At 61.9% G+C, this 23,768-nt stretch carries 21 protein-coding genes; 10 read left to right on the top strand and 11 right to left on the bottom strand.

Annotated features, from left to right (window positions below; all coding sequences use genetic code 11):
• Window positions 1-54: 54 nt before the first annotated feature.
• The 3 genes from LMG28727_RS27900 to LMG28727_RS27890 all read right to left on the bottom strand — a co-directional run bounded on the left by LMG28727_RS27900 (window position 55) and on the right by LMG28727_RS27890 (window position 3,667).
• Entirely contained in the window at window positions 55-324 is a 270-nt protein-coding gene (locus tag LMG28727_RS27900) for a GNAT family N-acetyltransferase (RefSeq protein ID WP_201645549.1), read from the bottom strand.
• 71 nt (window positions 325-395) lie between these two features.
• Window positions 396-1,904 carry a class I adenylate-forming enzyme family protein gene (locus tag LMG28727_RS27895; protein WP_201645548.1) on the bottom strand — a complete coding sequence of 503 codons (1,509 nt, stop codon included), beginning with the start codon at window positions 1,902-1,904 and terminating at the stop codon, window positions 396-398.
• A gap of 116 nt (window positions 1,905-2,020) precedes the next feature.
• On the bottom strand, window positions 2,021-3,667 hold the full coding sequence (locus LMG28727_RS27890; protein WP_201645606.1) for an acyl-CoA dehydrogenase family protein: 1,647 nt from the start codon (window positions 3,665-3,667) through the stop codon (window positions 2,021-2,023).
• 131 nt (window positions 3,668-3,798) lie between these two features.
• On the opposite strand from LMG28727_RS27890, the gene LMG28727_RS27885 reads away from it, so the two are divergent.
• Entirely contained in the window at window positions 3,799-4,458 is a 660-nt protein-coding gene (locus tag LMG28727_RS27885) for a TetR/AcrR family transcriptional regulator (protein WP_201645547.1), read from the top strand.
• A 115-nt stretch (window positions 4,459-4,573) separates the two neighbouring features.
• Here LMG28727_RS27885 and LMG28727_RS27880 read toward each other — a convergent pair whose 3' ends face one another.
• Window positions 4,574-5,575: a LysR substrate-binding domain-containing protein gene (locus LMG28727_RS27880; protein WP_201645546.1), complete on the bottom strand. Its 1,002-nt coding sequence runs from the start codon at window positions 5,573-5,575 to the stop codon at window positions 4,574-4,576.
• 136 nt (window positions 5,576-5,711) lie between these two features.
• Here LMG28727_RS27880 and LMG28727_RS27875 point away from each other — a divergent pair, with 136 nt between their 5' ends.
• Complete coding sequence (locus LMG28727_RS27875) at window positions 5,712-6,926, top strand: MFS transporter (protein ID WP_201645545.1); 1,215 nt, start codon at window positions 5,712-5,714, stop codon at window positions 6,924-6,926.
• Between the two features lie 72 nt (window positions 6,927-6,998).
• On the opposite strand, the gene LMG28727_RS27870 is transcribed toward LMG28727_RS27875, so the two are convergent.
• The 4 genes from LMG28727_RS27870 to LMG28727_RS27855 are packed head-to-tail and all read right to left on the bottom strand — an operon-like array spanning window position 6,999 to window position 10,662.
• On the bottom strand, window positions 6,999-7,889 hold the full coding sequence (locus tag LMG28727_RS27870) for a type 2 periplasmic-binding domain-containing protein (protein WP_201645544.1): 891 nt from the start codon (window positions 7,887-7,889) through the stop codon (window positions 6,999-7,001).
• Window positions 7,882-8,691, bottom strand: a complete 810-nt coding sequence (locus LMG28727_RS27865; RefSeq protein WP_201645605.1) for an ABC transporter permease — start codon at window positions 8,689-8,691, stop codon at window positions 7,882-7,884. The genes LMG28727_RS27870 and LMG28727_RS27865 overlap by 8 nt, the downstream gene beginning before the upstream one ends.
• A gap of 40 nt (window positions 8,692-8,731) precedes the next feature.
• The gene (locus tag LMG28727_RS27860; RefSeq protein ID WP_201645543.1) at window positions 8,732-9,571 is read right to left on the bottom strand and encodes an ABC transporter ATP-binding protein; all 840 of its coding nucleotides are present in this window, start codon (window positions 9,569-9,571) and stop codon (window positions 8,732-8,734) included.
• Window positions 9,568-10,662, bottom strand: a complete 1,095-nt coding sequence (locus LMG28727_RS27855) for an ABC transporter substrate-binding protein (protein WP_201645542.1) — start codon at window positions 10,660-10,662, stop codon at window positions 9,568-9,570. Before LMG28727_RS27855 ends, LMG28727_RS27860 begins: the two co-directional genes overlap by 4 nt.
• Window positions 10,663-11,011: 349 nt before the next feature.
• Here LMG28727_RS27855 and LMG28727_RS27850 point away from each other — a divergent pair, with 349 nt between their 5' ends.
• Window positions 11,012-12,367: an LLM class flavin-dependent oxidoreductase gene (locus LMG28727_RS27850; RefSeq protein ID WP_201645541.1), complete on the top strand. Its 1,356-nt coding sequence runs from the start codon at window positions 11,012-11,014 to the stop codon at window positions 12,365-12,367.
• Window positions 12,368-12,586: 219 nt separating this feature from the next.
• A complete protein-coding gene (locus LMG28727_RS27845; protein ID WP_201645540.1) occupies window positions 12,587-13,534 on the top strand; it encodes a TauD/TfdA dioxygenase family protein in 948 nt (315 codons plus the stop codon).
• A 110-nt stretch (window positions 13,535-13,644) separates the two neighbouring features.
• Here the strand turns inward: LMG28727_RS27845 and LMG28727_RS27840 are convergent, their stop codons facing one another.
• From LMG28727_RS27840 to LMG28727_RS27830, 3 genes are all read right to left on the bottom strand, one after another.
• The gene (locus LMG28727_RS27840) at window positions 13,645-14,994 is read right to left on the bottom strand and encodes an LLM class flavin-dependent oxidoreductase (RefSeq protein WP_201645539.1); all 1,350 of its coding nucleotides are present in this window, start codon (window positions 14,992-14,994) and stop codon (window positions 13,645-13,647) included.
• Window positions 14,995-15,108: 114 nt separating this feature from the next.
• Window positions 15,109-16,122, bottom strand: coding sequence for a sulfonate ABC transporter substrate-binding protein (locus LMG28727_RS27835; protein WP_201645538.1), 1,014 nt, complete (start codon window positions 16,120-16,122; stop codon window positions 15,109-15,111).
• A 224-nt stretch (window positions 16,123-16,346) separates the two neighbouring features.
• A complete protein-coding gene (locus LMG28727_RS27830; protein WP_201645537.1) occupies window positions 16,347-17,564 on the bottom strand; it encodes an acyl-CoA dehydrogenase family protein in 1,218 nt (405 codons plus the stop codon).
• A 353-nt stretch (window positions 17,565-17,917) separates the two neighbouring features.
• Between LMG28727_RS27830 and LMG28727_RS27825 the strand changes: the two genes are divergently transcribed.
• From LMG28727_RS27825 to LMG28727_RS27800, 6 genes are all read left to right on the top strand, one after another.
• Window positions 17,918-18,208, top strand: coding sequence for a co-chaperone GroES (locus LMG28727_RS27825; RefSeq protein WP_201645536.1), 291 nt, complete (start codon window positions 17,918-17,920; stop codon window positions 18,206-18,208).
• Between the two features lie 13 nt (window positions 18,209-18,221).
• The gene (groL, locus tag LMG28727_RS27820) at window positions 18,222-19,862 is read left to right on the top strand and encodes a chaperonin GroEL (protein ID WP_201645535.1); all 1,641 of its coding nucleotides are present in this window, start codon (window positions 18,222-18,224) and stop codon (window positions 19,860-19,862) included.
• 78 nt (window positions 19,863-19,940) lie between these two features.
• The gene (locus LMG28727_RS27815; protein ID WP_201645534.1) at window positions 19,941-21,008 is read left to right on the top strand and encodes an ABC transporter substrate-binding protein; all 1,068 of its coding nucleotides are present in this window, start codon (window positions 19,941-19,943) and stop codon (window positions 21,006-21,008) included.
• Window positions 21,009-21,041: 33 nt separating this feature from the next.
• Window positions 21,042-21,893 (top strand): ABC transporter permease, encoded by an 852-nt coding sequence (locus LMG28727_RS27810; RefSeq protein ID WP_201645533.1) that lies wholly within the window; start codon window positions 21,042-21,044, stop codon window positions 21,891-21,893.
• 26 nt (window positions 21,894-21,919) lie between these two features.
• On the top strand, window positions 21,920-22,828 hold the full coding sequence (locus tag LMG28727_RS27805) for an ABC transporter permease (RefSeq protein ID WP_201645532.1): 909 nt from the start codon (window positions 21,920-21,922) through the stop codon (window positions 22,826-22,828).
• A 51-nt stretch (window positions 22,829-22,879) separates the two neighbouring features.
• Entirely contained in the window at window positions 22,880-23,764 is an 885-nt protein-coding gene (locus LMG28727_RS27800; protein ID WP_201645531.1) for an ABC transporter ATP-binding protein, read from the top strand.
• Window positions 23,765-23,768 lie beyond the last annotated feature (4 nt).

The raw sequence follows: 23,768 nt of genomic DNA, 5'->3' as shown, positions 1-23,768 counted from the left end.
CAGCAAGTTGACAATGCCCCTCGACAGTTCCCCTTGCCAATCGCGCCAACGTGCTTATCCGCCATCGAGCCGTTTATGCAGATAGTAGCGACTATGTTCGCCACCAAACTCCTCAAGTCTGCCGAACTCTCTATAGCCGAGCTTCTGATAAAAGCCAGGCGCCTGAAAGCTGAACGTATCTAAAAACGCCTGTTTGCAGCCGCGCCGACGTGCTTCTGCTTCTGCGGCCTCAAGCAGTCGCGATGCGTGCCCCAACTTGCGATGCGCGTCGCTGACCCAAAGCTTGTGAATTTCCAGGTATTGCCAATACGTATCGGCGAGCAAGCCGCCACCGGCGCTGCATCGTCATCGAGCTTTCAGTCTTTCACCCCATTGCGCACCTCAAGCGAATCGCCTCATTGCAACGGAGCCTGACGCAAAAGGTGTTTCATCAGCTTTCCAGTTGGCGTGCGCGGAAGCACGTCCCGCACAACATACTCCCTGGGGATCTTGTACTTCGCGAGGCGGCTGGCGAGGAACTCACTCAGCTCTTTCGCGTCGGGCATCACGCCGTCGCGCGCGACCAGAACCGCGACGACGGTCTCGCCCCATTCATCATGGGGGCGGCCAATCACGGCGACGTCCTTGACTGCCGGATGAGCGAGCAACGCATCTTCGACTTCCTTCGAATAGACGTTCTCGCCTCCCGTAATGATCATGTCCTTGTTGCGGTCGACAATGAACAGATAGCCGTCCGCGTCCTTGCGCACCAGGTCGCCGGTGCGATACCACCCGTCAACCAACGCCTGTGCCGTGGCGGCCTCGTCGTCGAGATATCCCTGCATCGTCGAGTCCGCCTTCAGCAGAATTTCACCGACCTCTCCGGGGAGCGTCTCGCTGCCGTCTTCGCGTACGACACGGATGTCGACACCCGGCGTCGCGACGCGGCCGATGGACCCGGCCCTCGCAATCTGCTCGTCGGGATAGAGAACGGTGCCGGACGGGCCGGTCTCCGTCATGCCGAAGACCTGATAGAAACGATCGCTGCGGTAGACGAGCGCGAGACGTTGAGCGAGGTCGGCGCCAATCGGACCACCGCCATAGATCCACGCACGAATGGAACTGAGGTCGAATGCGCCGATATCGAGTCCCATCTGCAGTGGCAGCAGGTAGGAAACCGGCGCGCCGAAGAAGAGTGTGACGCGTTCGTCCTGAACGGTCTGGATAAACGACAGCGGGTGATATTCGCGCAACAGGATAACGGTGCCGCCCACATAAAGCGTGCCGAGCATCCAGTTGTTCAGCGGTGACGAATGCCACAGAGGCATCGCGAGGAGCGTGCGCTCGTCGCGTGTCATGGACATCGCCAATGCCGTGGTCTGTGCCGCCTGGCAGACGTTATGGTGACTCAGCACACAACCCTTGGGCCGGCCGGTCGTGCCCGACGTATAAAGGATCTGGGCGATCGCGCTGTCGCCAGGCGGGCTGCCCTGATAGCCGATCGCGTCGTCGAGAAGCTCATCGAGCCAGACGTAACCGGGCGCCGCGCTATCCGTACTCATCGCGGGGACGCTGGTTTCGAGGCGGTCCATCACCGGTGCAAGCGTGCCGTCGAAGATGCACAGCTTGACCCTGGCGTGCGTCAGAATGTAGTCGACTTCCGGTGCCTGCAATTTGTGATTGACCGGGACCACCACCGCGCCGATCCGCCACGCGCCCAGCATCGCGATAATGAAGCCGGGCGTATTGAAGCACATGAGCGCCACCCGATCACCCGCCTGCACGCCGTGCCGCGAAAGCACGGCGGCAGCACGCTTCGACTGAGCGTCGATGTGACCATAGCTATACGACGTGCCCGCGTGCCGCAAGAACGGCTTGTCACCATATTTGCGGACATTGCCTTCGAAGAGCGAAACGATGTTCATGCTGATGGCGACCTATGTTTGTGGCTTTCTCGCAAGGCGTTCCCGCACCCGCGTCAGCTGGCTGCGTATCGGCAACCGGAACCGCAGGCTCGAAGCCCTGCGATGAATGAGCAGGTTCACACGGGCCAAGCCCGATCGACGATCGCCGCATGAGAAAGGTCGGGCGCAAGCGTGCCGAAAACCCGGCCCCATTGTGCATCGAAGCGACTGGCGACGAACCCGTCGGATACCGCCCCTGGCGCATGCTCGAGGAGGAGCTTCGCCTGCACGAGAAGGATCAGGGTTTGCGCGACCCGGCGCGCAGAACGCTCCAGCGTCAGTGCGTCCGCCCGCAGCAGCGCCGTCAGCGTTTCGGCATGCTGCCGCAGCGTGGGGTCCTGCCGGCAGCTTGACCCAAGCTCATCGAGCAACGCGCTCATCGCCGCCGGTTCGCGGCCAATCGCGCGGATCACGTCGAGCGCCATCACGTTGCCCGATCCTTCCCAGATGGAAATCACCGGTGCTTCGCGATAAAGCCGTCCCATCGGACTGTCGTCGATATAGCCATTGCCGCCGAACACTTCCATCGCTTCGGCCGACAATTCGATGCTGCGTTTGGCAATCCAGAATTTGGCGGCAGGCGTCACGATCCGCTTATAGGCCTGCTGCAGCGGCGTTGCATCCACGGCTGCGAACGCCTCGGTGAGCCGCATCATCAGATGGGTCGCGGCCTCGCTTTCCAGCGCCATATCCGCCAGCACGTTGGTCATGAGCGGCTGCGCGGCCAGCGGCTTGCCGAATGCTTCGCGATGGCGGGCGTAATGAATGGCCTGCACGAGCGCCTGACGAATGGTGCCGGTGCTGCCCATCACGCAATTCAGGCGGGTATGGGCCGCCATTTCGATGATGGTCGGAATGCCGCGGCCTTCCTCACCGACCATTTGCCCCCATGCGCCCAGAAACTCCACTTCGCTGCTGGCGTTGGAGCGGTTGCCGACCTTGTCTTTCAGCCGCTGAATGTGGACCGCGTTCTTGCGGCCGTCGGGGCGGAAGCGCGGAACGAAGAAACAGGAAACGCCGTTCGTGGTGCGTGCCAGCACCAGGTGAGCGTCGCACATCGGCGCGGAAAAGAACCACTTGTGGCCGACGATCTCATACTCGCCACCGCGCCCGCCGGCGCCCAGGGGAATGGCGCGTGTGGTGTTGGTGCGCACATCCGAACCGCCCTGCTTCTCGGTCATCCCCATGCCGATCAGAATCGAGTCCTTCTCTGCGAGCGGAATATCTCGCGGATCGTAACTGCGCGAGTAAAGCTTCGGCGCGAGCTGATCGAATAGCACCGGCTCCTTCTGAAGGACCGGAATACAGGCAAAGGTCATCGAGTTCGGGCATTGCGAACCGGCTTCGATCTGACCGTGCATTGAAAATCCGGCAGCATAGGCCGCCCACGCGCCCGGGCGCGAATCCGAAAACGGCTGCGAGACGAGATTCTGTTCACGTGCCATCTTCATCATGCCGTGCCAGGCGGGATGGAACTCGACTCGATCTATGCGTCGGCCTTGCCGGTCGAAGGTACGGAGTTCGGGTTTGAAATAGTTGGCATCTCGCGCCATCCGCAAGGTTTCCTCGCGGCCGAGCAGGGATCCATAGCGCATCAGTTCGTCGTGGTGCTGCCCGGCACCCGCGCGCTGTACGGCTTCCTGCAGCGCGGCGTCCGTAGCGTAGACGTTATAATTCTGCAACTCCGTCACGACATTCGTGACCTCGTGGGTAGTCCAATCCATCGCAGCGTCTCCTTGTCTGTATGTCCCAATGCGGTGTTCCGTCAGCACACTTCGCTGACTGCCGTGGGACTCGCTTATCTGGGAAAAAGTATAAAGATGTCGTTCATGCCAGGTGTTCGGGTTTGGCCAAGATGAAGCATCCAGCAAGCGCGCCAACCCGGCGTAGAAGACCCTCACAGTCGCGAGCACGGGCCACGGCAGACGCTATTCAACAGGCGTTCATCCAGTTACTGGTCGAAAAGGGTTACGACAAAGTGTCGATCCGCGAGGTCATTTCGGTAGCCGGCGTCGGCGCTGGCAGTTTCTACGAATACTTCTCCAGCAAAGAGACACTCGCGGCGATTTGCATTCATTTGCGGATCAAGGAGATTGCCGCCGCCATGCGGGCGTCGTTGATGAAATCGAGCGGCGCGCCACTGCCGGAAAGAGTCGATGCATTGCTGGCCGCGCAAACGGAGGCCCCGCTGCTGGAAGCCGAACAATGGTCCGCGCTTTTTCTGCTAGAACGGCGCGTTTCCAGGATCGAGGCGTTTCGCAAGCTCTATGCGGAGTTCGTTCAAATGTGGTCCGAGTTGCTTGCAACCGGGCCGGGGTGGCCAGACGGCGCACCCATCCACGAGGCCGCGTTCGCGGCGCACTCGATTGCCTATGGGCTGGTTTCACAGGCGCTGATCACGCGCGCGGTCGATATCGATCCCGTCGCGCTGCAGCGTGTGTTGCGCAATGCCGTGCATGGCTACCTGTCGCTGCAGGCGCCCCACGCGTATCGGCTTTATCGCTTTGATGTCTGACGGGCCGGGCAGGCAAGCCTGTGAGGCGTGCCTGCCCGACGCATGGCCTGGCGAGGCACCGGCATTGGCAGCATGCGTTCGGGTTTCGGTGCGATAGCGATTGAAGCGGACGGGTCTAGCGCAACGACCGTTTCGTACGGGGTGTCGTTTGACGAGCTTTGCGTTCAGGCTTGCTGCGAGCCCGCTCCGGGTGAGTGTGCGCCGCGCTCGCCACGATCCACTCCTTGAATGCGATGACCGCGTCATCGTCCGCGCGATCGCGATTCACCACCAGCGTGTAGTCGGGCCCGCGCCACGCAGGCGCCGAGATCGGACAGACGAGACGCCCGGTCGCGATCTCGCGCTCAATGAGCGGCAGCGACGCCAACGTCACGCCAAGGCCTTCAGCAGCGGCACCCAATTGGAGAAACACATGATCGAAGTCGAGATGACGCGCGCACTTCAGGCCGGGCGCGCCAGCCTCCCGTAACCATTCGGCCCAGGCTGTGCGAGTACTGGTGGAATGAAGCAGCGTGTGATGCCGCAAATCGTCGACCGTGCTGATCGGCAGGCTTTGCAGCACGCCGGGACTACACGCAGGCAGCCGCACGTCGGGCATCAGCGTTGTGGATATGACGCCGGTTGCATCCTCCGGTCCCGAACGCACGCCGACGTCGAATGCATCGCCGACATAGCGCAGCCTGCGTGAGCTTGTGGAGAGCCGCACATCGATGTCCGGATAGCGCGCCTGGAAATCGGTCAGTCGCGGTATCAGCCAGCACAACGCAAAGCTCGCCAGCGTATTCACGCGCACGACCCCTGTTACACGACGCGTAATGGATTCATGACGCAGCCGGGCCACCGAGCCGCTCAGACGCGCAAATGCCCCTTTGACATCGTTGAGCAGAGCCGCACCTTCGTCGGTAGGAACGACGCCGCGTGCGCGCCGCTCAAAAAGCGGCACGCCGAACCAGTCTTCGAGCAGGCGAATCTGTTTGCCCACCGCCCAGTGCGTGACGTGAAGATCACTCGCCGCGGCCGCGAAACTCCCGAGGCGGGCGACTGCCTCAAAGTGCCGCAACGCGTTCAGCGGAGGCAACTTTTCTGCGTCCTTCCCGGTGCGTTGATCTGTGCTCATGAGGTGACTTTTTCTCCCGTCTGACTCAATTTTACGTCAGTTGTTGTCCATGCTGCGGGAACCTAGACTAAGCGTGTCCTCCAACACAAGCTTGCGCGTCGCCGCAGCGTGGCGCGTTCTTCGATTCAGTCAATCCATGAGACTTTTCTCCTTCTCCTCTCCAACGGCGGCCGCACCCGACGGCGCTGATCAAGCGGCTTCTGTTCCGCGCACGCGCGTGTTGTGGCTCTCGTGCATGGCGCACGCACTGCACGACGGCTACACCGATATGATTTACGCGTTACTGCCGGTCTGGCAGGCGGACTTCGGCCTCAATTACGCCGCGCTGGCTATTTTGCGCGGCATCTATGCGGGCACGATGGCAATGCTGCAATTGCCCGCTGGACGGGTGGCAAGGACCTTGGGCACGCGTACGACGCTGGCGGTCGGCACGTGTCTGGCCGCGCTCGGTTATGCGGTCGCGGGCATGTCTGGGACTCTGCTGGGCCTGTGCGTTGCGCTCGCCATTTCGGGTAGTGGCTCGAGCACGCAACATCCGCTCGCGTCAGGCGCCGTCTCGCGCGCGTATGGGCGCAACGCCCGAGGGCCGCTCAGCGTCTACAATTTTTCGGGCGACCTCGGAAAATCGGCCCTTCCCGCGGCGATCTCCATCCTGATTACCGTCATGCCGTGGCGCCATGCGCTTTGGGCCATGTCGATCATCGGCATTCTGGTCGCCGCAGTGATTGCCCTTTTTCTCCCGTCTGTACCGAGGACCGCGCTTTCCACAGAGGGGGCGTCGACCCACAGCAGCAACGGTTCGCGATCGGGCTTCCCCTTGCTACTCACGATCGGCGTGCTCGACACGGCCGTGCGGATGGGCTTGCTGACCTTTCTGCCCTTTCTGCTGAAAGCGAAAGGCATCTCGCCACCGATGATGGGCACGGCGCTCGCGCTCGTCTTCATCGGTGGCGCGGCGGGCAAGTTCGTGTGCGGCTGGCTCGGCGCCCGGGTGGGCGTCATCGGCACCGTGCTCGCCACCGAAGGCGGTACGGCAGCGTTGATTCTGGCTGTGATCTGGCTGCCACTCGCGCTCGCCATGATCGTGCTGCCGCTGCTTGGCGCCATGCTCAACGGTACGTCGTCCGTCCTTTATGGGACCGTGCCCGAATTGACTCCGGTCGAACGCACCGAGCGGGCGTTTGCGCTGTTTTATACCGGCACCATTGCTTCGGGGGCACTCTCTCCGGTTGTCTACGGTCTTCTGGGCGACCGGATCGGCGTACACGGTGCCACTATCGCGACTGCGATCACCGCGTTGGCTATCTTTCCACTGGCGCTTGCGCTTCGTCCGCATCTGCGTGCGAAGTGAGCTGGTTCAGATTTTGATTTCTCGGCGGGTTCGGGCAGGCCAGCCCGACCTCAGTGGCAACTCAACGGCAACTCAGTGGCAATACAGATCGTTTTCCGCATTGAACATCTCGAAGGCGAGCTGAGTTGCCCGATCCTCGCGCACCGTGTTCAGCCAGCGTTGACGCCGCCAGTCGCCCACCACTCGTTCGACGTAGGCAGCGCCAGCCGCGTCCGTGCCCCGCACCGCGATGAACGCGGGAGTCGGTTCGAACCCGCCAGGCAACACCCGGTAATAAGCCCAATCGGGTTGCTTCAGCAGCGCGCGGATCACATACTCGTCGTCGATCAATGCTGCGCACTCGCCGGCCTGAAATGCCAGCAACGCGTCGAGCGGACGGTCAAAGCTCTGTAGTATCGCGCCGAGCTGACGGGCAGCCCGGCTGGCAAACGGGCTTTCGCGCGATGCGCAAACCGTGCGGCCCCGCATATCACTTTGCGTTTGCACGCTCCCACCGCGCAACACGAGCGCCGCGCCACGGCCCGACGAGTAGGCGGTCGGCGCAAACGCAATCGACGTATCTGGAGCGAACGAAAGACCCGCAATCGCCACGTCGGCGCGGCCGGATTGCACCGCCTTGCGCGCAGCCGCCGGGTCGCTCAATAGCAGCTTGACCGGCAAGCCGATGCGTCGTCCCAACTCCCCCGCAAGCGACGCTGAATAACTCTCGGGGGCGCGTACGGAGCGGTCCACCTTGCCCACATACAGAATGGGCGCGGGCTGTGATGGCACCGCGACAATCAGGGTGCCACGCGCGAGCGCCGCAGCAAACGGGCGCTCGTCATCGAACCGCTGCTGCCATGCGCCGCCTGCTAGCGGCTTCAGTAACACGCCCAGCAACGCCAGCGCAGCAACGGCCGCGAGCGGCGCCCAGCGTAGCCGCCGACCGTTGCCGACGCCGATCGCCTGCCCCGCTCTAGCCATTCTGTTCGAGACCGACACGCCAGCGCAGCAGCCGCCGTTCGAGTAATGAAAGGCTCTTGTTGATCAACAGCCCGAAAACCGCGAGCAGCACGATGCCCGCGTACATGTCGGGAATCTGGAACGTCTCCTGAGAATTGAGCGTGTAGAAGCCCAGACCCGCGCGGGCGCCGATCATTTCCGCCGCGACCAGCGCGGTGATGCTGTATGCGCCGGCGAGCCGCACGCCCGTGAGGATCTGCGGCAATGCCGCCGGCAACACGACCTTCGCAAAAATAAATCCTTGCGACGCCCCCATGGAACGCGCGCAATCGACAAAGATTCGCTCCACCTGCTTGACGCCCGAAATCGTGTTGAGCAGAACCGGCCAGAACGCGGCCCACACGATGATGGCGATTTTCGAGGATTCACCGATCCCGAGAAACAGCATGAACACCGGGAACAGCGCGAACGCGGAGACCTGCCGCAGCAACTGGTACAACGGATCGATGATGCGTTCGGCGCGCCGGAACCAGCCGAGTGCTACGCCGCATACCACTCCGCCGACCACGGCGACCAGCAGACCGCTGAGGGCGCGCCACGCGCTCGCGCCGAGATGCACCCACACAGCGCCGTTCTGAAACAGCCTGGCGATGGCAACGGCGACCTGCGAAGGCGGACTCAGATACGCAGCATTGACGATGCCAAGCCGCGGCAACAACTCCCACAGCAACACGAACACCACCAGCGCGATCGAGCGCTCGAAAACAGCAGACCAGCGCAGGCTGCCGCGCCTGGCAGCTTGGCCTGGCGTCTCTCGTGCGATGAGAACCGCCGCGTCGGACACGGTATTTTGCTGTGACACGCTATGTTCCTGTTTGATAGGCAATGCCGCGTTCGCGCGATGGCGCGGGCACCTCACCCAATTCCCGGCTGAGCAGTCCCCACGCGCGTTCCCGCAGAGCGACGAAGGCAGGCGAATGCCGGATCGACGCGTCGCGCGGACGCGGCAGATCGACGTCGAGAATCTCTTTGACACGTCCCGGCCCGCGTCCCATGATCGCCACGCGATCGGCCAGAAAGATGGCCTCGTCGATGCTATGGGTAACGAACACCACCGTGGTTGCGCTCTGCTCCCAGATGCCGAGCAATTCCTGCTGCAACGACTCGCGTGTCTGCGCATCGAGCGCGCCAAAGGGCTCGTCCATCAGCAGGATTTCGGGGCCGTAGGCGAGTACCCGGGCAATCGCCACGCGTTGACGCATGCCGCCCGACAATTGATGCGGATAGTGATCGGCGAAATCGAGCAGGCCGACAAGCTGAAGGAACCGTTCCGCCTCGCTGCGCCGCTGCGCGCGGGCAACGCCGCGAATCTCCAGGCCGGTCTCGACGTTCTTGCGCACGGTCCGCCACGGAAACAGCGCGTAGCCCTGGAACACCAGCCCGAGCTTCTGGCTCGCGGCGCCCACCGGCTCGCCGTCGACGCTCACGCTACCTGAAGTCTGCGGGACCAGCCCCGCGAGAATGCTGAGAAAAGTCGACTTGCCGCAACCGCTCGGACCGAGCACCGCGACAAACTCGCGGTCGCGAACTGTCAGGTCGAAGCGGTCCAGCACCGTGTGACGAGAACCGTTCGCTTCGTTCGCATAGGTCAGCGAGATGTCGTGCGCGACGATCTTGTCCCGCACGCGCGCGCGTTCGCTCATGAATGCTTCCCACCTGCGACAGCCGCTGGGTTGATGTTGACACTGGCCTGCGTCTGTTTCGGCGCGAACGGGTTGTACTCGTTCGTATAGACGTCCTTGACGGAAACCTTGCCCTTCGGAATCTTGCCGGCCTGTTCGAGAATATCGATGTAGTACTGGATAGGCGGCTCGGTCACGACCAGGTCTTTCACATACGCATAGCGTTCCACCAGTTTCGGATCGATGCCCAAACGTTCGGCGGTCAGCTTGCGCGCTTCGTCGGGATGCGCGTTGACCCAATTCCCCGCCTTCGCAATCGCACTGACAAAGTCCTTGACGGCCTGCGGATGCGCACGCGCGAACGCGCCATTCACGCTATACGGCGCCATGCCGCCGAGCCCGCGGTCCTCGTCCCAGTCGCTCCACAACTTGTGCAACTGCGGATCCGCTTCGGCTGCGCCTGAAAACGGCGGATGAATGATCGCGACATCCACGTTCTTCGTGACGAGCGCCTGCTGCGACTGGTTATCGGGCACGACCAGCCAGTTCACCTTCGACACATCCACGCCATGTTGCGACAGATACTTCTTCGTCACGAACTCCGCGCACGCACCGAAGCTGTTGAACGCCACCGTCTTGCCTTCGAAGTCTTTCGGCCCACGAATGCCTGAGTCCGCACGCACGAAATACTTCATATGCGGCGCGTCCTGGAGCGTCTCGCCACCGGCAGAGATCACCTTGATGTCCGCACCGCTCGCGATAGCTGAGATAACGAGCGGCACCATGCGGGTGCCGAAATCGATCTCGCCGGTTCCCACCAACGGAATGATCTGCGGCGCCGAGATCTTGCCCACGTATTGGGGTCGTGTGCTGGTGTTCTCGAAATAACCCAGCTTGTCGGCGAGGTAGACCAGATCGAAAGCGGGATTGTCCGGGTACTTGAAATACGTGATTTCCTGCTTCACAGGCTGACCGGCCGCCGCCGAAGAAGTCTGGACCTGGTCGTCGTGCGGCTTGCAGCCGCTTTGCAGAATCAGCGCAGCGGCAGCGACAACAGCGGCCAGGGTTCGCTTCGCGAAGAGCGGACGGCTGGATGGTAGAAGCGCCTTCATGGAATCAGCCTTTAGGGGAGCACGAGGGGTAGGGGAAAACGGCGCGAGCCATTTCCGTGTGCCTGATTTTCAGCGCTTCCCAGCCGACCGCAAACCAACAAAACAAGCTTAGGTTATCTACGGGATCAGATTACATCGCCACTTTAACGAGCGATTCGACGCAATAACAGCAGCAGCGGTTCAACACACATGCTGCCGTTGGGGCGTCCGTCTGCGCGCCCCTGGTCAATGCATATCTGCATGGATGGTTAGCACGATTTCTTCCTTCGACCACCCGTAACAGCCCCTTAACATCGAACGATCCCCTTCGGAGCGCAAGCCGGACAGCTCATTCTTCTCGCGAGTCATTTTGAGTACTACTTCTCCACGCCGCCTGCATCTGAACGTCAACATCCTGCACTCGGGTTTCGTACCCTCGGCGTGGCGACTGGCGCACGCCGATCCACGCGCGTTCGTCGACGTCGCTCACTACGTGCGGGTCGCGCAGATCGCAGAGGCCGCGAAATTCGACGCCGTGTTTCTCGCCGACAACGCGTCGATCGCGGATCAGATCGACTTTCGCCCGATTACCGCGCTGGAGCCAACCGTGCTGCTCGCGTCGATTGCGGCGGCCACCTCGCATATCGGCGTCATAGGCACGGCATCGACCAGTTATAACGAGCCGTATAACATCGCACGCCGTTTCGCGACACTCGACCATGTCAGCGGCGGCCGCGCCGGCTGGAATGTCGTGACGACCGCCGATCTTGGTTCCGCGCGCAACTTCGGACGCGACGCCGTGCCGGTGCACGCCGAACGCTATGCGTGCGCGGACGAATTCACGTCGGTGGTCAAGGCATTGTGGAATAGCTGGGAAGACGATGCGTTTGTCGGCGACAAAACAGCGGGACGTTTCATCGATACGTCGAAAGTCCACCCCATCGAACATCGTGGCGAATGGTTCAGTGTTGCTGGCGCGTTGAATCTGCCGCGCTCGCCGCAAGGGCATCCAGTGCTGATCCAGGCCGGCGGGTCGGCGGACGGGCGGGACCTCGCTGCGCGTCACGCAGAAGCCGTGTTTTCAGCTTCCCAATCATTCGACGAGTCGGCATCGTATGCGCGCGATCTGAAGTCACGCGCGGCAGCTTATGGGCGTGGCCCGAATGCCATTCGGGTATTGCCAGGACTCACGACGATCATCGGCGCAACCGAGGCCGACGCGTTGCGCCGCCGCGACGAACTGATCGACCTGATTCCGTGGAGCTACAGCCTCACCCGGCTGGCAGGCACGCTGGGCGTACCCGCCGATACATTGAAACTCGATGAACGCCTGCCCGACAATCTGCCTTTGCCCGGCGGCGGCAACGGTAATCACACGTTCTTCCACGCGACTCTCGCGCAAGCGCGTACGCATGGGTACACCGCGCGTCAACTGATTCGCGCTCTTGCTGGCGGCGGCGGACATCGCGTGATAGTCGGCACGCCCGAACAGATTGCCGACGATATCGAACACTGGTTCAACGGCGGCGCAGCGGACGGCTTCAATCTGATGCCAGACGCGCTGCCTGACGGCCTGCAGGATTTCGTCGACGGCGTGGTGCCGATTCTGCGTCGACGCGGCCTGTTTCGCAGTGACTATGATGGCAGCACGCTGCGTGAGCATTTCGGCTTGCAGCGGCCGGTCAATCCGCACGCGCGCATGGAGACGCCGGTTGTCGCTGCCTGAACTTGGAGCCGGACAGATGAGATGTGCAATGCAGCGGGTCGAACACGATCGCCCACGACCAGAATAGCCCTCAAGAAAGCACGCGCCTCCTGCTGATTTTCATATCTTCAATGATTGGTTGGCGACAGGCGCTGGCGAATTTAACGTGGGCATTCAACGTCCTACGAGTCGTTAGCTAAACAACGTTCCCTTATTGTCCGGATTCTCCAGGAGACTTGCATGAGCGCAGCCGCATTGCAGCCAGTCAGACAGATTGAAATCAACCCGCTCTCGGCGCATATCGGCGCGGAGATTCACGGTGTCGATCTAACGCAGAAGCTCGACTCGAAACAGGTCGCGCAGATTCGCGACGCGCTGCTGAAATGGCGAGTCGTGTTCTTCCGCGAGCAGTTTTTGACGCACGAACAGCACGTGGCATTCGCCGCACAATTTGGCGAACTGACATTGGGACATCCTGTTTTCGGCCACGTCGACGGACATCCTGAGATCTATTCGATCTCGAAGTACCGTAAAGCGACGCGCTTCGAAGGTCAGGCTTTGCAACGCCCATGGACCGGCTGGCACACCGACGTGACCGCTGCGATCAATCCGCCTTGGGCTTCGATCCTGCGTGGTGTGACGATTCCACCCTATGGCGGCGATACGCAATGGACCAATCTGGTGATTGCCTACCAGAAACTTTCCGCGCCTCTGCGCGCGTTTGTCGACGGCCTGCGCGGCATTCACCGTTTCACGCCACCGGCTGGCGCAAGCGGGACGGATGCCTTCGTCAAAGCGGTCGAGCAACGCGCACTCATCACTGAACATCCGCTCGTCAGAGTCCATCCGGAAACCGGCGAGCGTGCGCTTTACGTCAGCCCGAGCTTCCTGAAATCGATCGTCGATGTCACGCCCCGTGAGAGCCAGGCGCTCCTCGAATTACTCTGGGAACATGTGACGCGGACCGAATTCACCGTGCGTTTCAAGTGGGAAGCCGGCAGTGTCGCGTTCTGGGACAATCGCGCCACCGCCCATCTCGCGCCGACCGATATTTTCGATCTCGACTTCGACAGGCAGCTATACCGCACGACGCTCGTCGGTGACGTGCCGGTCGGTCCCGATGGCCGGCAATCGGTCGCGATTGAAGGCGCGCCGGTGGGCGCTGCCGCTGCCATCGCGCTGAACTGACGTGGTCGGATCACGCTCAAATGCATGGACGAAGCACACGTCCATGCGTGTAAGTCCGCGCATTTGAGTGTCGCTCACGGACGCGCTAACGGCGCGCCCGCAACTTGCCGCTACTTCCCATCCGCAACATACCGGTTCTGCGGACGCCGCAAGCCGAGGTTCTCGCGCAATGTGCGTCCCGTGTATTCATCGCGAAACAGTCCTCGCCGCCGAAGTTCGGGCAACACCAGCTCGGCGAAATCCTTCAGGCCGTTCGGCAGCACAGGCGGCATTACATTGAAGCCATCAGCACCGTAATTCACGAAGCGCTCTTCAAGCTCGTCGACAATCTGCTCAGCCGTACCGACAAGTTGCCAGTGCCCACGCGCGCCCGCGATCCGCAAATAAAGCTGGCGAATCGTCAGATTTTCACGCCGCGCCAGCTCGATTGTCAGCAACTGGCGACTCTTGCTCGCATTGGTTTCAGGCAAATCGGGAATCGGGCCGTCGAGCGGATAGCCCGACAGATCGAAGCCGCCGGTCAGCCCGGATACCAGCGCGAGGCCGACCTTCGGATCGATCAGCGACTGCAATTCTTCGAACTTCTCTGTCGCCTCGGACTCGCTGCGGCCAACGATTGGAAACACGCCGGGCATGATCTTCAGATCATCGGGATGACGGCCGTATTTTTCCAGACGACCCTTGACGTCGGCGTAGAAATTCACCGCATCCTCCAACGTCTGCTGGGCGGTGAAAATCACTTCCGCCGTTCGCGCAGCCAACTCACGCCCCGCTTCCGACGATCCCGCCTGCACCACCACCGGATGCCCCTGCGGAGAACGCGCGACATTCAAAGGTCCCTTGACCTGGAAGAAGCGCCCTTTGTGATCGAGCACGTGGCGCCGGTCCGGGTCGAAGAAACGGCCTTGCGCCTTGTCACGCACAAACGCATCGTCGTCCCAGCTATCCCAGAGGCCGGCGGTGACTTCCGCAAATTCGGCGGCACGCTCATAACGTTCGGCATGGTCGAAGTGCTTGTCACGATTGAAGTTCTTCGCCTCATGTTCGTTTGAAGACGTGACCAGATTCCACCCCGCCCGTCCGCCGCTAATATGATCCAGCGACGCAAACTTGCGGGCAATGTGATACGGCTCGTTGAAGCTCGTCGATGCGGTACCGACCAGACCGATGCGCTCGGTCACGGCAGCCAGTGCGGACAGCAATGTAATGGGCTCGAACTGGGCGACATAGCTGTGGGCGGTGCGGCTCAGAAAGTCGACGCTGTCGCCGCGCGTGCCCACCCCATCGGCGAGAAAGACCAGATCGAACTTCGCCGCCTCGGCCGCTTTTGCAAGCTCGACATAGTGGCGAAAATTGAGTCCGGCATCGGCCTGGGCGTCCGGATGCCGCCATGCTGCAATGTGATGCCCGGTCGGATAAAGAAAGGCGCCGAGGCGCAACTGCCCGCTACGTTTGCTCATGGAGTATCGGCGAAGAGAGGTTGACGGTTCAGCGGCGCGTCGTGTGCGGCGTTGCCGGGTCAGCGCCCGGAATGCGGCGCGGGCGCGCCTGAGAAAGCGCGGGTCTGGAAAGCACTAAGCCGTGTGCCACTTCGCATCGGCCACGACGAGCTTTTTCGGAATCAGCTTCAATTCGGCAAACGTGTCGGCAATCTGCTGCTGATACGCGAGCGTCGCGGCATCGATGGGCTGCACGCCGTAACTCGCACGGTTCAACGCGAGTTCGAGTGTCGGCGCATCGAGACCCACGAGCGGCGACAACTGGCTCGCCACGTCCGGAATATGAGTGCGACTCCATTGATCGACCTGATCGAGTTCGGCCAGCAGCGTATGGAGCAACTGTGGTTGCCTGTCGGCAAATTTTTTTGCCGCAACGTAATACTGCGTGTTGCGCACGAGGCCTTCACCGGTGGTCAGTACGCGCGCATTGGCCTGCCGTTCGGCTGCGGCCAGATAAGGATCCCAGATTACCCATGCGTCGATGCTGTTCTGCACGAATGCCGCACGCGCGTCGGCGGGCGTCAGAAAGACCGGCTGAATATCGCTGTATGAGAGCCCCGCGTGCTGCAATGCCTTGACCAGCAGGTAGTGAACATTCGACCCGCGATTCAGCCCGACCTTCTTGCCGCGCAAATCCGCCACCGAGCGAATCGGCGAATCGTGCTGCACGACGATGGCTTCGCCTTTCGGCGCCGGCGGCTCATTGCCGATATACGCGAAGTCGACACCTGCTGCCTGCGCGAAAATCGGCGGCGTTTCACCCACTGTGCCGACATCTACCGCACCGGCATTCAGGCCTTCGAGCAACTGCGGACCGGCCGGAAATTCGAGCCACTGTACGGTCGCGCCCTGCGCCGCCAGGCGCTTTTCGAGCGTGCCCTGCGCTTTCAGCACCACAAAATTGCCGTATTTCTGAAAGCCGATTCGCAGCACAGTCCCGTTGGTCTGCGCGTGCGCCCGCTGCGACGGTAACAGCGTACTGGCGGCGAATGCTGCTGCGCCCGCAGCGGCTGTTTTGAGCAGCGTGCGACGGCGCAAATCCATCGAGCCGGGAGCGGTTGATGTGATCGACGTAATGCGGGAAGCCATAAGATTGCCGGGTCAATGTGAATCGGGATGGGAATAACGCTTATCCCGGCGACAATACCGGCGCGTGTAGCGGGCCGCAACCAAGCAAAGCTCATAACGTTATGAACGCAAGGGCAATATGACAGCGCCAATGGCTGCTTTCCAAGCCGATTGGAAAGCAGCTTGATAAAGCGGCGCCCCCGCTGAAAGCCCCCGCGCTGTTGAACGTGCCGAATGGCGAAAACCTAAAACACCCGCCCTTCCGTCAGATGCGTGGTTACACCGTTCAGCTCGTAATCGCCGATCACTCGCGCCTTATGCAGCAGCGGGTTATGACTGAAAATGGTGCGCAGATTGCGCCAGTGGCGGTCGAAGTTATGCGCACGCGCCGTGGCCGACGCACCGCCAACCTCGAACAGCCGCTCGCCCGCATGGAGCGCCAGCTTGCTCACCACCAGTTGCGTCTTGGCGGTCGCCAGCGCCCCTTCCAGCACGAGCTCGCCGGCATCGGCTGCGCCGCTGCGGATCGCTCCCGCCGAGCGGTCCAGAACCCGCGCATTCTGCTGGACCAGCGCGTCGATCGAGAGGCTGTGCGCCGCAAGATCGCCCACCACTTGCTGCACGAAACCATCTTCGCGCGCCGACGGTGCGGGACTGTGCAATACCGGGCGGCCATGTTCAGTCACATAGCGCCGCGCGTCCGCGAGAATATTGCGCACTATGCCGGCAGCCACGGCGACCAGATGCAGTTGACGCAACGCGCTGCCATGACGGCCAGCAAGACTGGTATAGCCGCGCGTCGCAACCTCATGCGCGAAGACCTGCACGTTATCCAGAACGAGACTGCCGCTCGCTGTCATGCGCTGCCCCATGCCGTCCCAATCGTCGAGTACGCTCAGACCTTCGCGCGACACCGGAATCACGATCGATACCTTCTCGTCGTTTTCATCCTGCACGTTGATCCGTGCATAGTCGGAGAATGCAGTGCCGGTCGAGTAATACTTTTTGCCGGTCACGCGGAAATGATCGCCGTCACGTACCAGCGCCGTGACGATTTCACCTGGACGCGACGTGCCGCGTTCGGTCGACGCCCCGCCGAAGATCGCACCTTCGCGCACGCGCTGGATTTGCGTATCGTTGAATGCCGTGCGCGGCGATAGCAGCAATTGTTCGGTCAGATCGTAGTGAATCCGCAATGCGTGCGCGACATTGGACTCCTCGGCCGCGAGTGACGTAATGACATGAATCACATCCTCCAGCGAGCCGCCAAGGCCGCCCCACTCCACCGGAAAGCGCAGCCTGCCAAGTCCCGACTGGCGGAACAGCGCAAATCGATCAAACGGTAGCTCGCGCCGTGCCTCGCGTTGCGCAGCGTCTTCGCCAATCGCTCTGGCCAGCGCCGGCAGCGCAGTCAACGCCGAGTCGAGCGTCAGCGGCGCTTCGGTATCGAGGGAGTCCTGCATGCGTTCATTCCTTTTTGAGTGCATCCGGACCGCAAGCAATCCGGCTATCTGCAGATGATCAATCATGGGGCAGCCACTGCAACCGCATGGCCCCGCCGAGCAAATCAGTATAGGGATGCACCCACACCCGCAAAACCAGTGAATTGAACTATCAATATTCGCGCCTCTGGATTGGCTGGCGCGCGCGAAACATCGACCGCGATGTTCGTGTGGCAGTCCGCGACGTTAATAAGAATCGCAGATAACGATCCGAGGATTCGTTATTGGAACGGGCGACGGCGCATTTCTATACTCGATTCCGGTCAGCACTCACCGTCGACGAGTGCCAAATCCTTAACGAACGAATTCGACTTATGAGCCTACGTCCACTGCATGACCGTCTGATCGTCAAACGCGTTGATCAGGAAACCAGAACTTCATCGGGGATCGTGATTCCCGAAAGCGCCGCTGAAAAGCCGGACCAGGGCGAGGTCATCGCGATTGGCCCGGGCAAGCGCGATAGCGACGGCAAGCGCATCGAACCGGACCTGAAGGTCGGCGAGCGCGTGCTGTTCGGCAAATACGCGGGCCAGTCCGTCAAGGTGGATGGCACCGAACTGCTGGTACTGCGCGAAGAAGACGTCGTCGCTGTCGTCACTCAATAAAGGAATTCCAGACATGGCCGCAAAAGAAATCATTTTTAGCGATGTCGCGCGCTCGAAACTTGTCGAAGGCGTGAATATTCTCGCGAACGCCGTCAAGGTGACGCTCGGTCCGAAGGGTCGCAATGTGGTGCTGGAACGCTCGTTCGGCTCCCCCGTCGTGACCAAGGACGGTGTGTCGGTTGCAAAGGAAATCGAATTGCAGGACCGCGTGCAGAACATCGGCGCGCAACTGGTGAAGGAAGTCGCATCGCGCACCAGCGACGCAGCGGGTGACGGCACGACGACCGCGACGGTGCTGGCGCAGGCCATCGTGCGCGAGGGACAAAAGTACGTCGCCGCCGGTCTGAATCCGCTCGACCTGAAACGCGGCATCGACAAGGCCGTCGTCGCAGCCATCGGCGAACTCAAGAAAATCAGCAAGCCGACCACGACCAGTAAGGAAATTGCGCAGGTTGCGACCATTTCCGCGAACGGCGAAGAATCGATCGGCCAGCGAATTGCCGAGGCGATCGACCGCGTCGGCAAGGAAGGGGTGATCACCGTTGAAGATGGCAAGTCGCTCGACGACGAACTCGATGTGGTCGAAGGACTGCAATTCGATCGTGGCTACCTGTCGCCGTATTTCATCAACGATCAGGACAAGCAGGTTGCGATTCTGGACAATCCCTACGTGCTGTTGCACGACAAGAAAGTCTCGAACATCCGCGATCTTCTGCCGGTTCTCGAACAGGTCGCCAAAGCGGGCCGCCCGCTGCTGATCATCGCGGAAGATGTCGAAGGCGAAGCGCTCGCGACGCTGGTGGTCAACAACATTCGCGGCATTCTCAAGACGGTTGCGGTCAAGGCACCGGGTTTCGGCGACCGCCGCAAGGCACTGCTCGAAGATATCGCGATCCTCACCGGCGGCCAGGTGATCGCGGAAGAAACCGGCTTGTCGCTGGAAAAAGCGACGCTCGCCGAGTTGGGCCAGGCCAAGCGCATTGAGGTCGGCAAGGAAAACACGACCGTGATCGACGGCGCAGGCGAGCGCGTGAACATCGAAGCACGCGTGAAGCAGATTCGCGCGCAGATCGAAGAAGCCAGCTCGGACTACGATCGCGAAAAATTGCAGGAACGCGTCGCAAAACTGGCTGGCGGCGTAGCCGTGATCAAGGTCGGCGGCGCGACCGAAATCGAAGTCAAGGAAAAGAAAGATCGCGTCGACGACGCACTGCACGCCACGCGCGCGGCCGTTGAAGAAGGCATCGTGCCGGGCGGCGGCGTAGCTCTGATCCGCGTGCGACAGGCAATTAGCGGACTCAAGGGTGCGAATGCGGATCAGGACGCCGGTATCCGGATCGTGCTGCGCGCGCTTGAAGAGCCGTTGCGTCAGATCGTGACGAATGCAGGCGAAGAAGCGAGCGTGGTGGTCGCGAAGGTCGCGCAAGGCAGCGGCAACTTCGGCTACAACGCGCAGACCGGCGAATACGGCGATCTGGTCGAATCGGGCGTGCTCGATCCGACCAAGGTCACGCGCACGGCGTTGCAGAACGCGGCCTCCGTTGCGTCGCTGCTCCTCACGACCGACGCCACCGTGCACGAAGCACCGAAAGATGCGGCTCCGGCATCGCCTGCGGGCGGACCGGGTGCGCCGGGTGCTGGTTTCGACTTCTGATCTTCACGTCCTCACCGGCGCATTCGGCATCGCAACGCGTGCCTGAATGCGCCGATCGACCTCGTCCTCAACGGAACCATGCGCTATTTCAAGCTACTGAAATCTCTGGCGGTGATCGCCGCGTTGGCGACCGCAGCGCTTGACGCGCACGCCGACAAACCGACTGTGATTCGTATTGGTGTCGCTCAACAGGGCACGGGGGATCCCCCGACGTTTGGCGGCTCACCCGCCGCGACAGTGCAATTGCAGCAACGGCTCGAAAAGGAATTCGCTGCCGACGGCATCAAGGTCCAATGGCTTTTCTTTAAAGGCGCGGGTCCCGCCGTGAACGAAGCGATTGCGGACAAGTCGCTCGACTTCGCGTTTCAGGGCGATTTGCCTTCGGTACTCGCACGCGCCAATGGTCTGAAGACGCACATCCTGCTGGAATCCGGCGTTCGCGCGGGCATCAAGATCGCGGTGCCGCCCGACTCCGACATTCATACGGTCAAAGATCTGAAAGGTCGTCGCGTCGGGATCTTTCGCGGCACCAACCTGCAACTGGTGGTCGACAACGCACTCGCGGCGAACCAGCTCGACGAGCGCGATCTGCATGTGATCAATCTCGACGCGGCGAGTTCGCTGGCGGCGCTGGCGTCGAAAGGAATCGACGCGTCCACTAACGACTATCACCTGTACAGGCTGCGCGATCAGGGTCTCGCGAAGATCATCTACGAGTCGCAGAACGATGGCCCGCAATTCACGCGTCAATCGCATCTGCTCGTCACGGACGACTTCGATCACGCTCATCCCGACATCGTGCAGCGTGTGGTCAACGCGTTCGTCAAAGGCTCGCAGTGGTCGTCCGACGAGGCGAATCGCGATGCGCTCTTCAAGCTGTGGGCGCAAAGCGGCGTGAGTGTCGCCGAATGGCAGGCAGAGTTCGCGAACCAGCCGCTGAAAGGCCGCAATTCGCCGCTGATCGACCCGTTTATCGTCGCGCGCTACAAGTCGGTCGCGCAAGATGCGCTGAAGCTGAAACTGATCCGCCAGCCGGTCGACGTCGACAGCTGGTTCGAACCGCGCTATCTCGACAACGCGCTGCATGCGCAAAATCTCGACCACTACTGGACTCGCTATGACGCGGCCGGTAAGCCGGCGAGCTAACGGAACACGGAACACGGAACACGGACCGAGACGATGAGCGAAACGGCGATCCCACTTCCCACCGCGAATGGCGATGCGCGCGGCGCTCAGCGTCACGAGCCACGCGCCCGCAAGTGGCTGCGCAGAATCTCATGGCAACTCGCACCGTGGCTGCTGCCTGCGACGCTGTTTGCGCTGTGGACGATCGGCTGCGACCGAGGCTGGATCGCGCCGCAGATTCTGCCGCCGCCATCGCGCGTTTATGAAACGTTCGTGGACCTCGCGCGCAGCGGCGACCTGGCGAGTCACACGCTGATCAGCCTGCAGCGCGTGATGCTCGGCTTCGCCATCGGCACGCTACTCGGCTTCGTGATCGGCGCGGCGCTCGGCCTGTCCCGTACGTTCGAAGCGTATGTGCTGCCTGGCTTTAACGCGCTCGTGCAGATTCCCGTGCTGGGCTGGCTGCCGTTTCTATTGCTGCTGGTCGGCGTGGGCGAGCCGCTCAAATACATCCTGATCGCGCACGCCGCGCTGGTGCCGGTCACGCTCAGCACGTTGCAGGGCTTCCGCCAGTCGCCGCCGAGCCTCGACGAAGTGGCGCGCGGTTATGGCTATAGCCGTTGGCAGCGAATCGTCCATGTCGTGCTGCCCGCTGCCGTGCCGACGCTGGCAACAGGCGTAAGGCTGGCCTTTACGAAGGCGTGGCTCGCGCTGGTGGTGGTCGAACTGGTCGCTTCGTCCGAAGGTCTCGGCTATCTGATCGTTTATGGGCGGCAACTGTTCCAGCTCGATCTGGTGATGGCATCGGTCGTCGTGGTCGGCGCGATCGGGTTTGTCGTGAACCGTCTGCTCGAAGCGCTCGAAGCGCGTCTGCGGCGCGGCCAGCCGTCGGCGTTTCGCGACTGAAACCGACCCACTGCAAAGGAACTCACATGCGCTTTCGATCGATCTTCAACGCCGGGGCCAGCGCTCGCGCGACCCAGCGAAAAGGGCCTCCACCCTGCGATTGTGCGTTGCCTGCCAAGCGCGAAAAGAAACCCGCCTCCGTCAATCGACGCGGCGCCGCATGGCGCGGCCTCGTATTACCCGCTATCGCGGTCGCGTTGTGGTCGGCGATATCTGCGCTTCACCTTGTTAAAAGCGGCCTGCTGGTGAGCCCGCTGGCGGTTCTGCATGCGGGCTTGCAACAACTCGGGAGCGGTGCGTTGCTGCGCGCACTGTCCGCATCGCTGGCACGCGAGGGTTGCGGGTTCGTGATCGGCACCGTGGGCGGACTGCTGCTCGGCAGCCTGCTGGGCTTTTCGCGGATCGCACGCCGGATGGTCGGCCCGAGTTTCGACACGTTCAAACAGATCTCGCTATTCGCGTGGATTCCGTTGATTTCGGTGTGGTTCGGTCTGGGCGACGTAGCCAAAGTCGTCTTCCTGTCGCTGGCCGCGTTGCTGCCCGTCACCGCGCACACCTGCGACGGCATTCACGCGGTGCCGCGCAGCTATATCGAAGTGGCCCGCGCATTCCGCTATTCGCGTCTGCAACTGATCGCTCACGTGATTCTTCCCGCAGCGCTGCCGTCGATTTTCACCGGCATCTATCTCGCGTTGATCTATTCGTGGCTCGCGACGCTCGGCGCCGAGTACCTGCTGGTCTCCGGCAGCGGCATCGGCAATCTGCTGATTGACGGCAGCGAGCAGTTCAGGATGGATCTGGTGCTGCTCGGCATCATCGTCGTCGGCTTGACCGGCTGGGCACTGAACGCGCTGGCCCGCGCCGTCGAACGGGCGATTTTTGCACGGCGCACCGTGCGTCCGTCGCAGGCTGCCACCACATTGGGCGCATCGTGATGCACGTGCAGGCTATCTCACGTGCGCGCTAATTCATACAGGACCGTTCCCATGACCACTGTCGCCTCAGGACTGGAAGGACTCGACGTTCGTCACGTGCGAAAGCGCTACGTGCAGCATGGCACCACGCTGGATGTGCTCGACGACGTCAGCCTGCACGTACGCCCCGGCGAGTTCATCAGCGTGCTCGGGTCGAGCGGCTGTGGCAAGTCGACGCTGCTGCGTCTGATTGCCGGACTCGATACCGATTACAGCGGCGAGATTCTGGTCGGCGGCGAACGGGTGCGCGATACCTCGCTGGAACGGGGAATCGTGTTTCAGGACCACCGGCTGTTCCCGTGGCTGACCGCGTCGCAAAACATTCAGGCCGCACTGCGCAATGCGCCGCTATCGGCGCGGCAGAAGCGCGATGCGGTGGCTGAACACATCGCGCTCGTCGGTCTGAAGGGCTTTGAAAACGCGTATCCGAATCAATTGTCGGGTGGCATGGCGCAACGCGTGGCGATTGCACGCGGACTCGTCAACCGGCCGCGCGTGCTGCTGCTCGACGAGCCGTTCGGCGCACTCGACGCGCTCACGCGCGGGCGTCTGCAAAACGAATTGCAACGTATCTGGCAGCAGGAACGCATCACGATGATCCTCGTCACGCACGACGTGGACGAAGCCGTGTATCTCGGCGACCGGGTCGTGACGATGGCGCCGCGCCCAGGCCGCATCAAGCGGATTGTCGATATCGCGCTGCCCAGGCCGCGCGAGCGTAGTGATCCGCGCTTCATCCGCTTGCGTGACGAAATCGTCGCCGATTTTGGCGATACGGGCGGCGACGCCGGTAGCCCCGGTAGCCGCGGTGGCAAACCATACGACCGCAACGACGGCCTGAGATCGCCATCTACCGCCGTGAATCCACCGATCACGGAATGGCGCCTCGCGTGGTGACGCG

The organism is Paraburkholderia metrosideri, assembly GCF_904848625.1.
Lineage (GTDB): Bacteria > Pseudomonadota > Gammaproteobacteria > Burkholderiales > Burkholderiaceae > Paraburkholderia > Paraburkholderia metrosideri.
This window is presented reverse-complemented; position numbering and strand designations above follow the sequence as displayed.

Coding starts and splice junctions, on each gene's coding strand:
- LMG28727_RS27825 (WP_201645536.1), top strand. CDS start 17,918: ATGAGCCTACGTCCACTGCATGACCGTCTGATCGTCAAACGCGTTGAT.
- LMG28727_RS27815 (WP_201645534.1), top strand. CDS start 19,941: ATGCGCTATTTCAAGCTACTGAAATCTCTGGCGGTGATCGCCGCGTTG.
- LMG28727_RS27840 (WP_201645539.1), bottom strand. CDS start 14,994: ATGAGCAAACGTAGCGGGCAGTTGCGCCTCGGCGCCTTTCTTTATCCG.
- LMG28727_RS27875 (WP_201645545.1), top strand. CDS start 5,712: ATGAGACTTTTCTCCTTCTCCTCTCCAACGGCGGCCGCACCCGACGGC.
- LMG28727_RS27810 (WP_201645533.1), top strand. CDS start 21,042: ATGAGCGAAACGGCGATCCCACTTCCCACCGCGAATGGCGATGCGCGC.
- LMG28727_RS27805 (WP_201645532.1), top strand. CDS start 21,920: ATGCGCTTTCGATCGATCTTCAACGCCGGGGCCAGCGCTCGCGCGACC.
- LMG28727_RS27890 (WP_201645606.1), bottom strand. CDS start 3,667: ATGGATTGGACTACCCACGAGGTCACGAATGTCGTGACGGAGTTGCAG.
- LMG28727_RS27880 (WP_201645546.1), bottom strand. CDS start 5,575: ATGAGCACAGATCAACGCACCGGGAAGGACGCAGAAAAGTTGCCTCCG.
- LMG28727_RS27830 (WP_201645537.1), bottom strand. CDS start 17,564: ATGCAGGACTCCCTCGATACCGAAGCGCCGCTGACGCTCGACTCGGCG.
- LMG28727_RS27835 (WP_201645538.1), bottom strand. CDS start 16,122: ATGGCTTCCCGCATTACGTCGATCACATCAACCGCTCCCGGCTCGATG.
- LMG28727_RS27855 (WP_201645542.1), bottom strand. CDS start 10,662: ATGAAGGCGCTTCTACCATCCAGCCGTCCGCTCTTCGCGAAGCGAACC.
- LMG28727_RS27895 (WP_201645548.1), bottom strand. CDS start 1,904: ATGAACATCGTTTCGCTCTTCGAAGGCAATGTCCGCAAATATGGTGAC.
- LMG28727_RS27845 (WP_201645540.1), top strand. CDS start 12,587: ATGAGCGCAGCCGCATTGCAGCCAGTCAGACAGATTGAAATCAACCCG.
- LMG28727_RS27870 (WP_201645544.1), bottom strand. CDS start 7,889: ATGGCTAGAGCGGGGCAGGCGATCGGCGTCGGCAACGGTCGGCGGCTA.
- LMG28727_RS27860 (WP_201645543.1), bottom strand. CDS start 9,571: ATGAGCGAACGCGCGCGCGTGCGGGACAAGATCGTCGCGCACGACATC.
- LMG28727_RS27885 (WP_201645547.1), top strand. CDS start 3,799: ATGAAGCATCCAGCAAGCGCGCCAACCCGGCGTAGAAGACCCTCACAG.
- groL (WP_201645535.1), top strand. CDS start 18,222: ATGGCCGCAAAAGAAATCATTTTTAGCGATGTCGCGCGCTCGAAACTT.
- LMG28727_RS27800 (WP_201645531.1), top strand. CDS start 22,880: ATGACCACTGTCGCCTCAGGACTGGAAGGACTCGACGTTCGTCACGTG.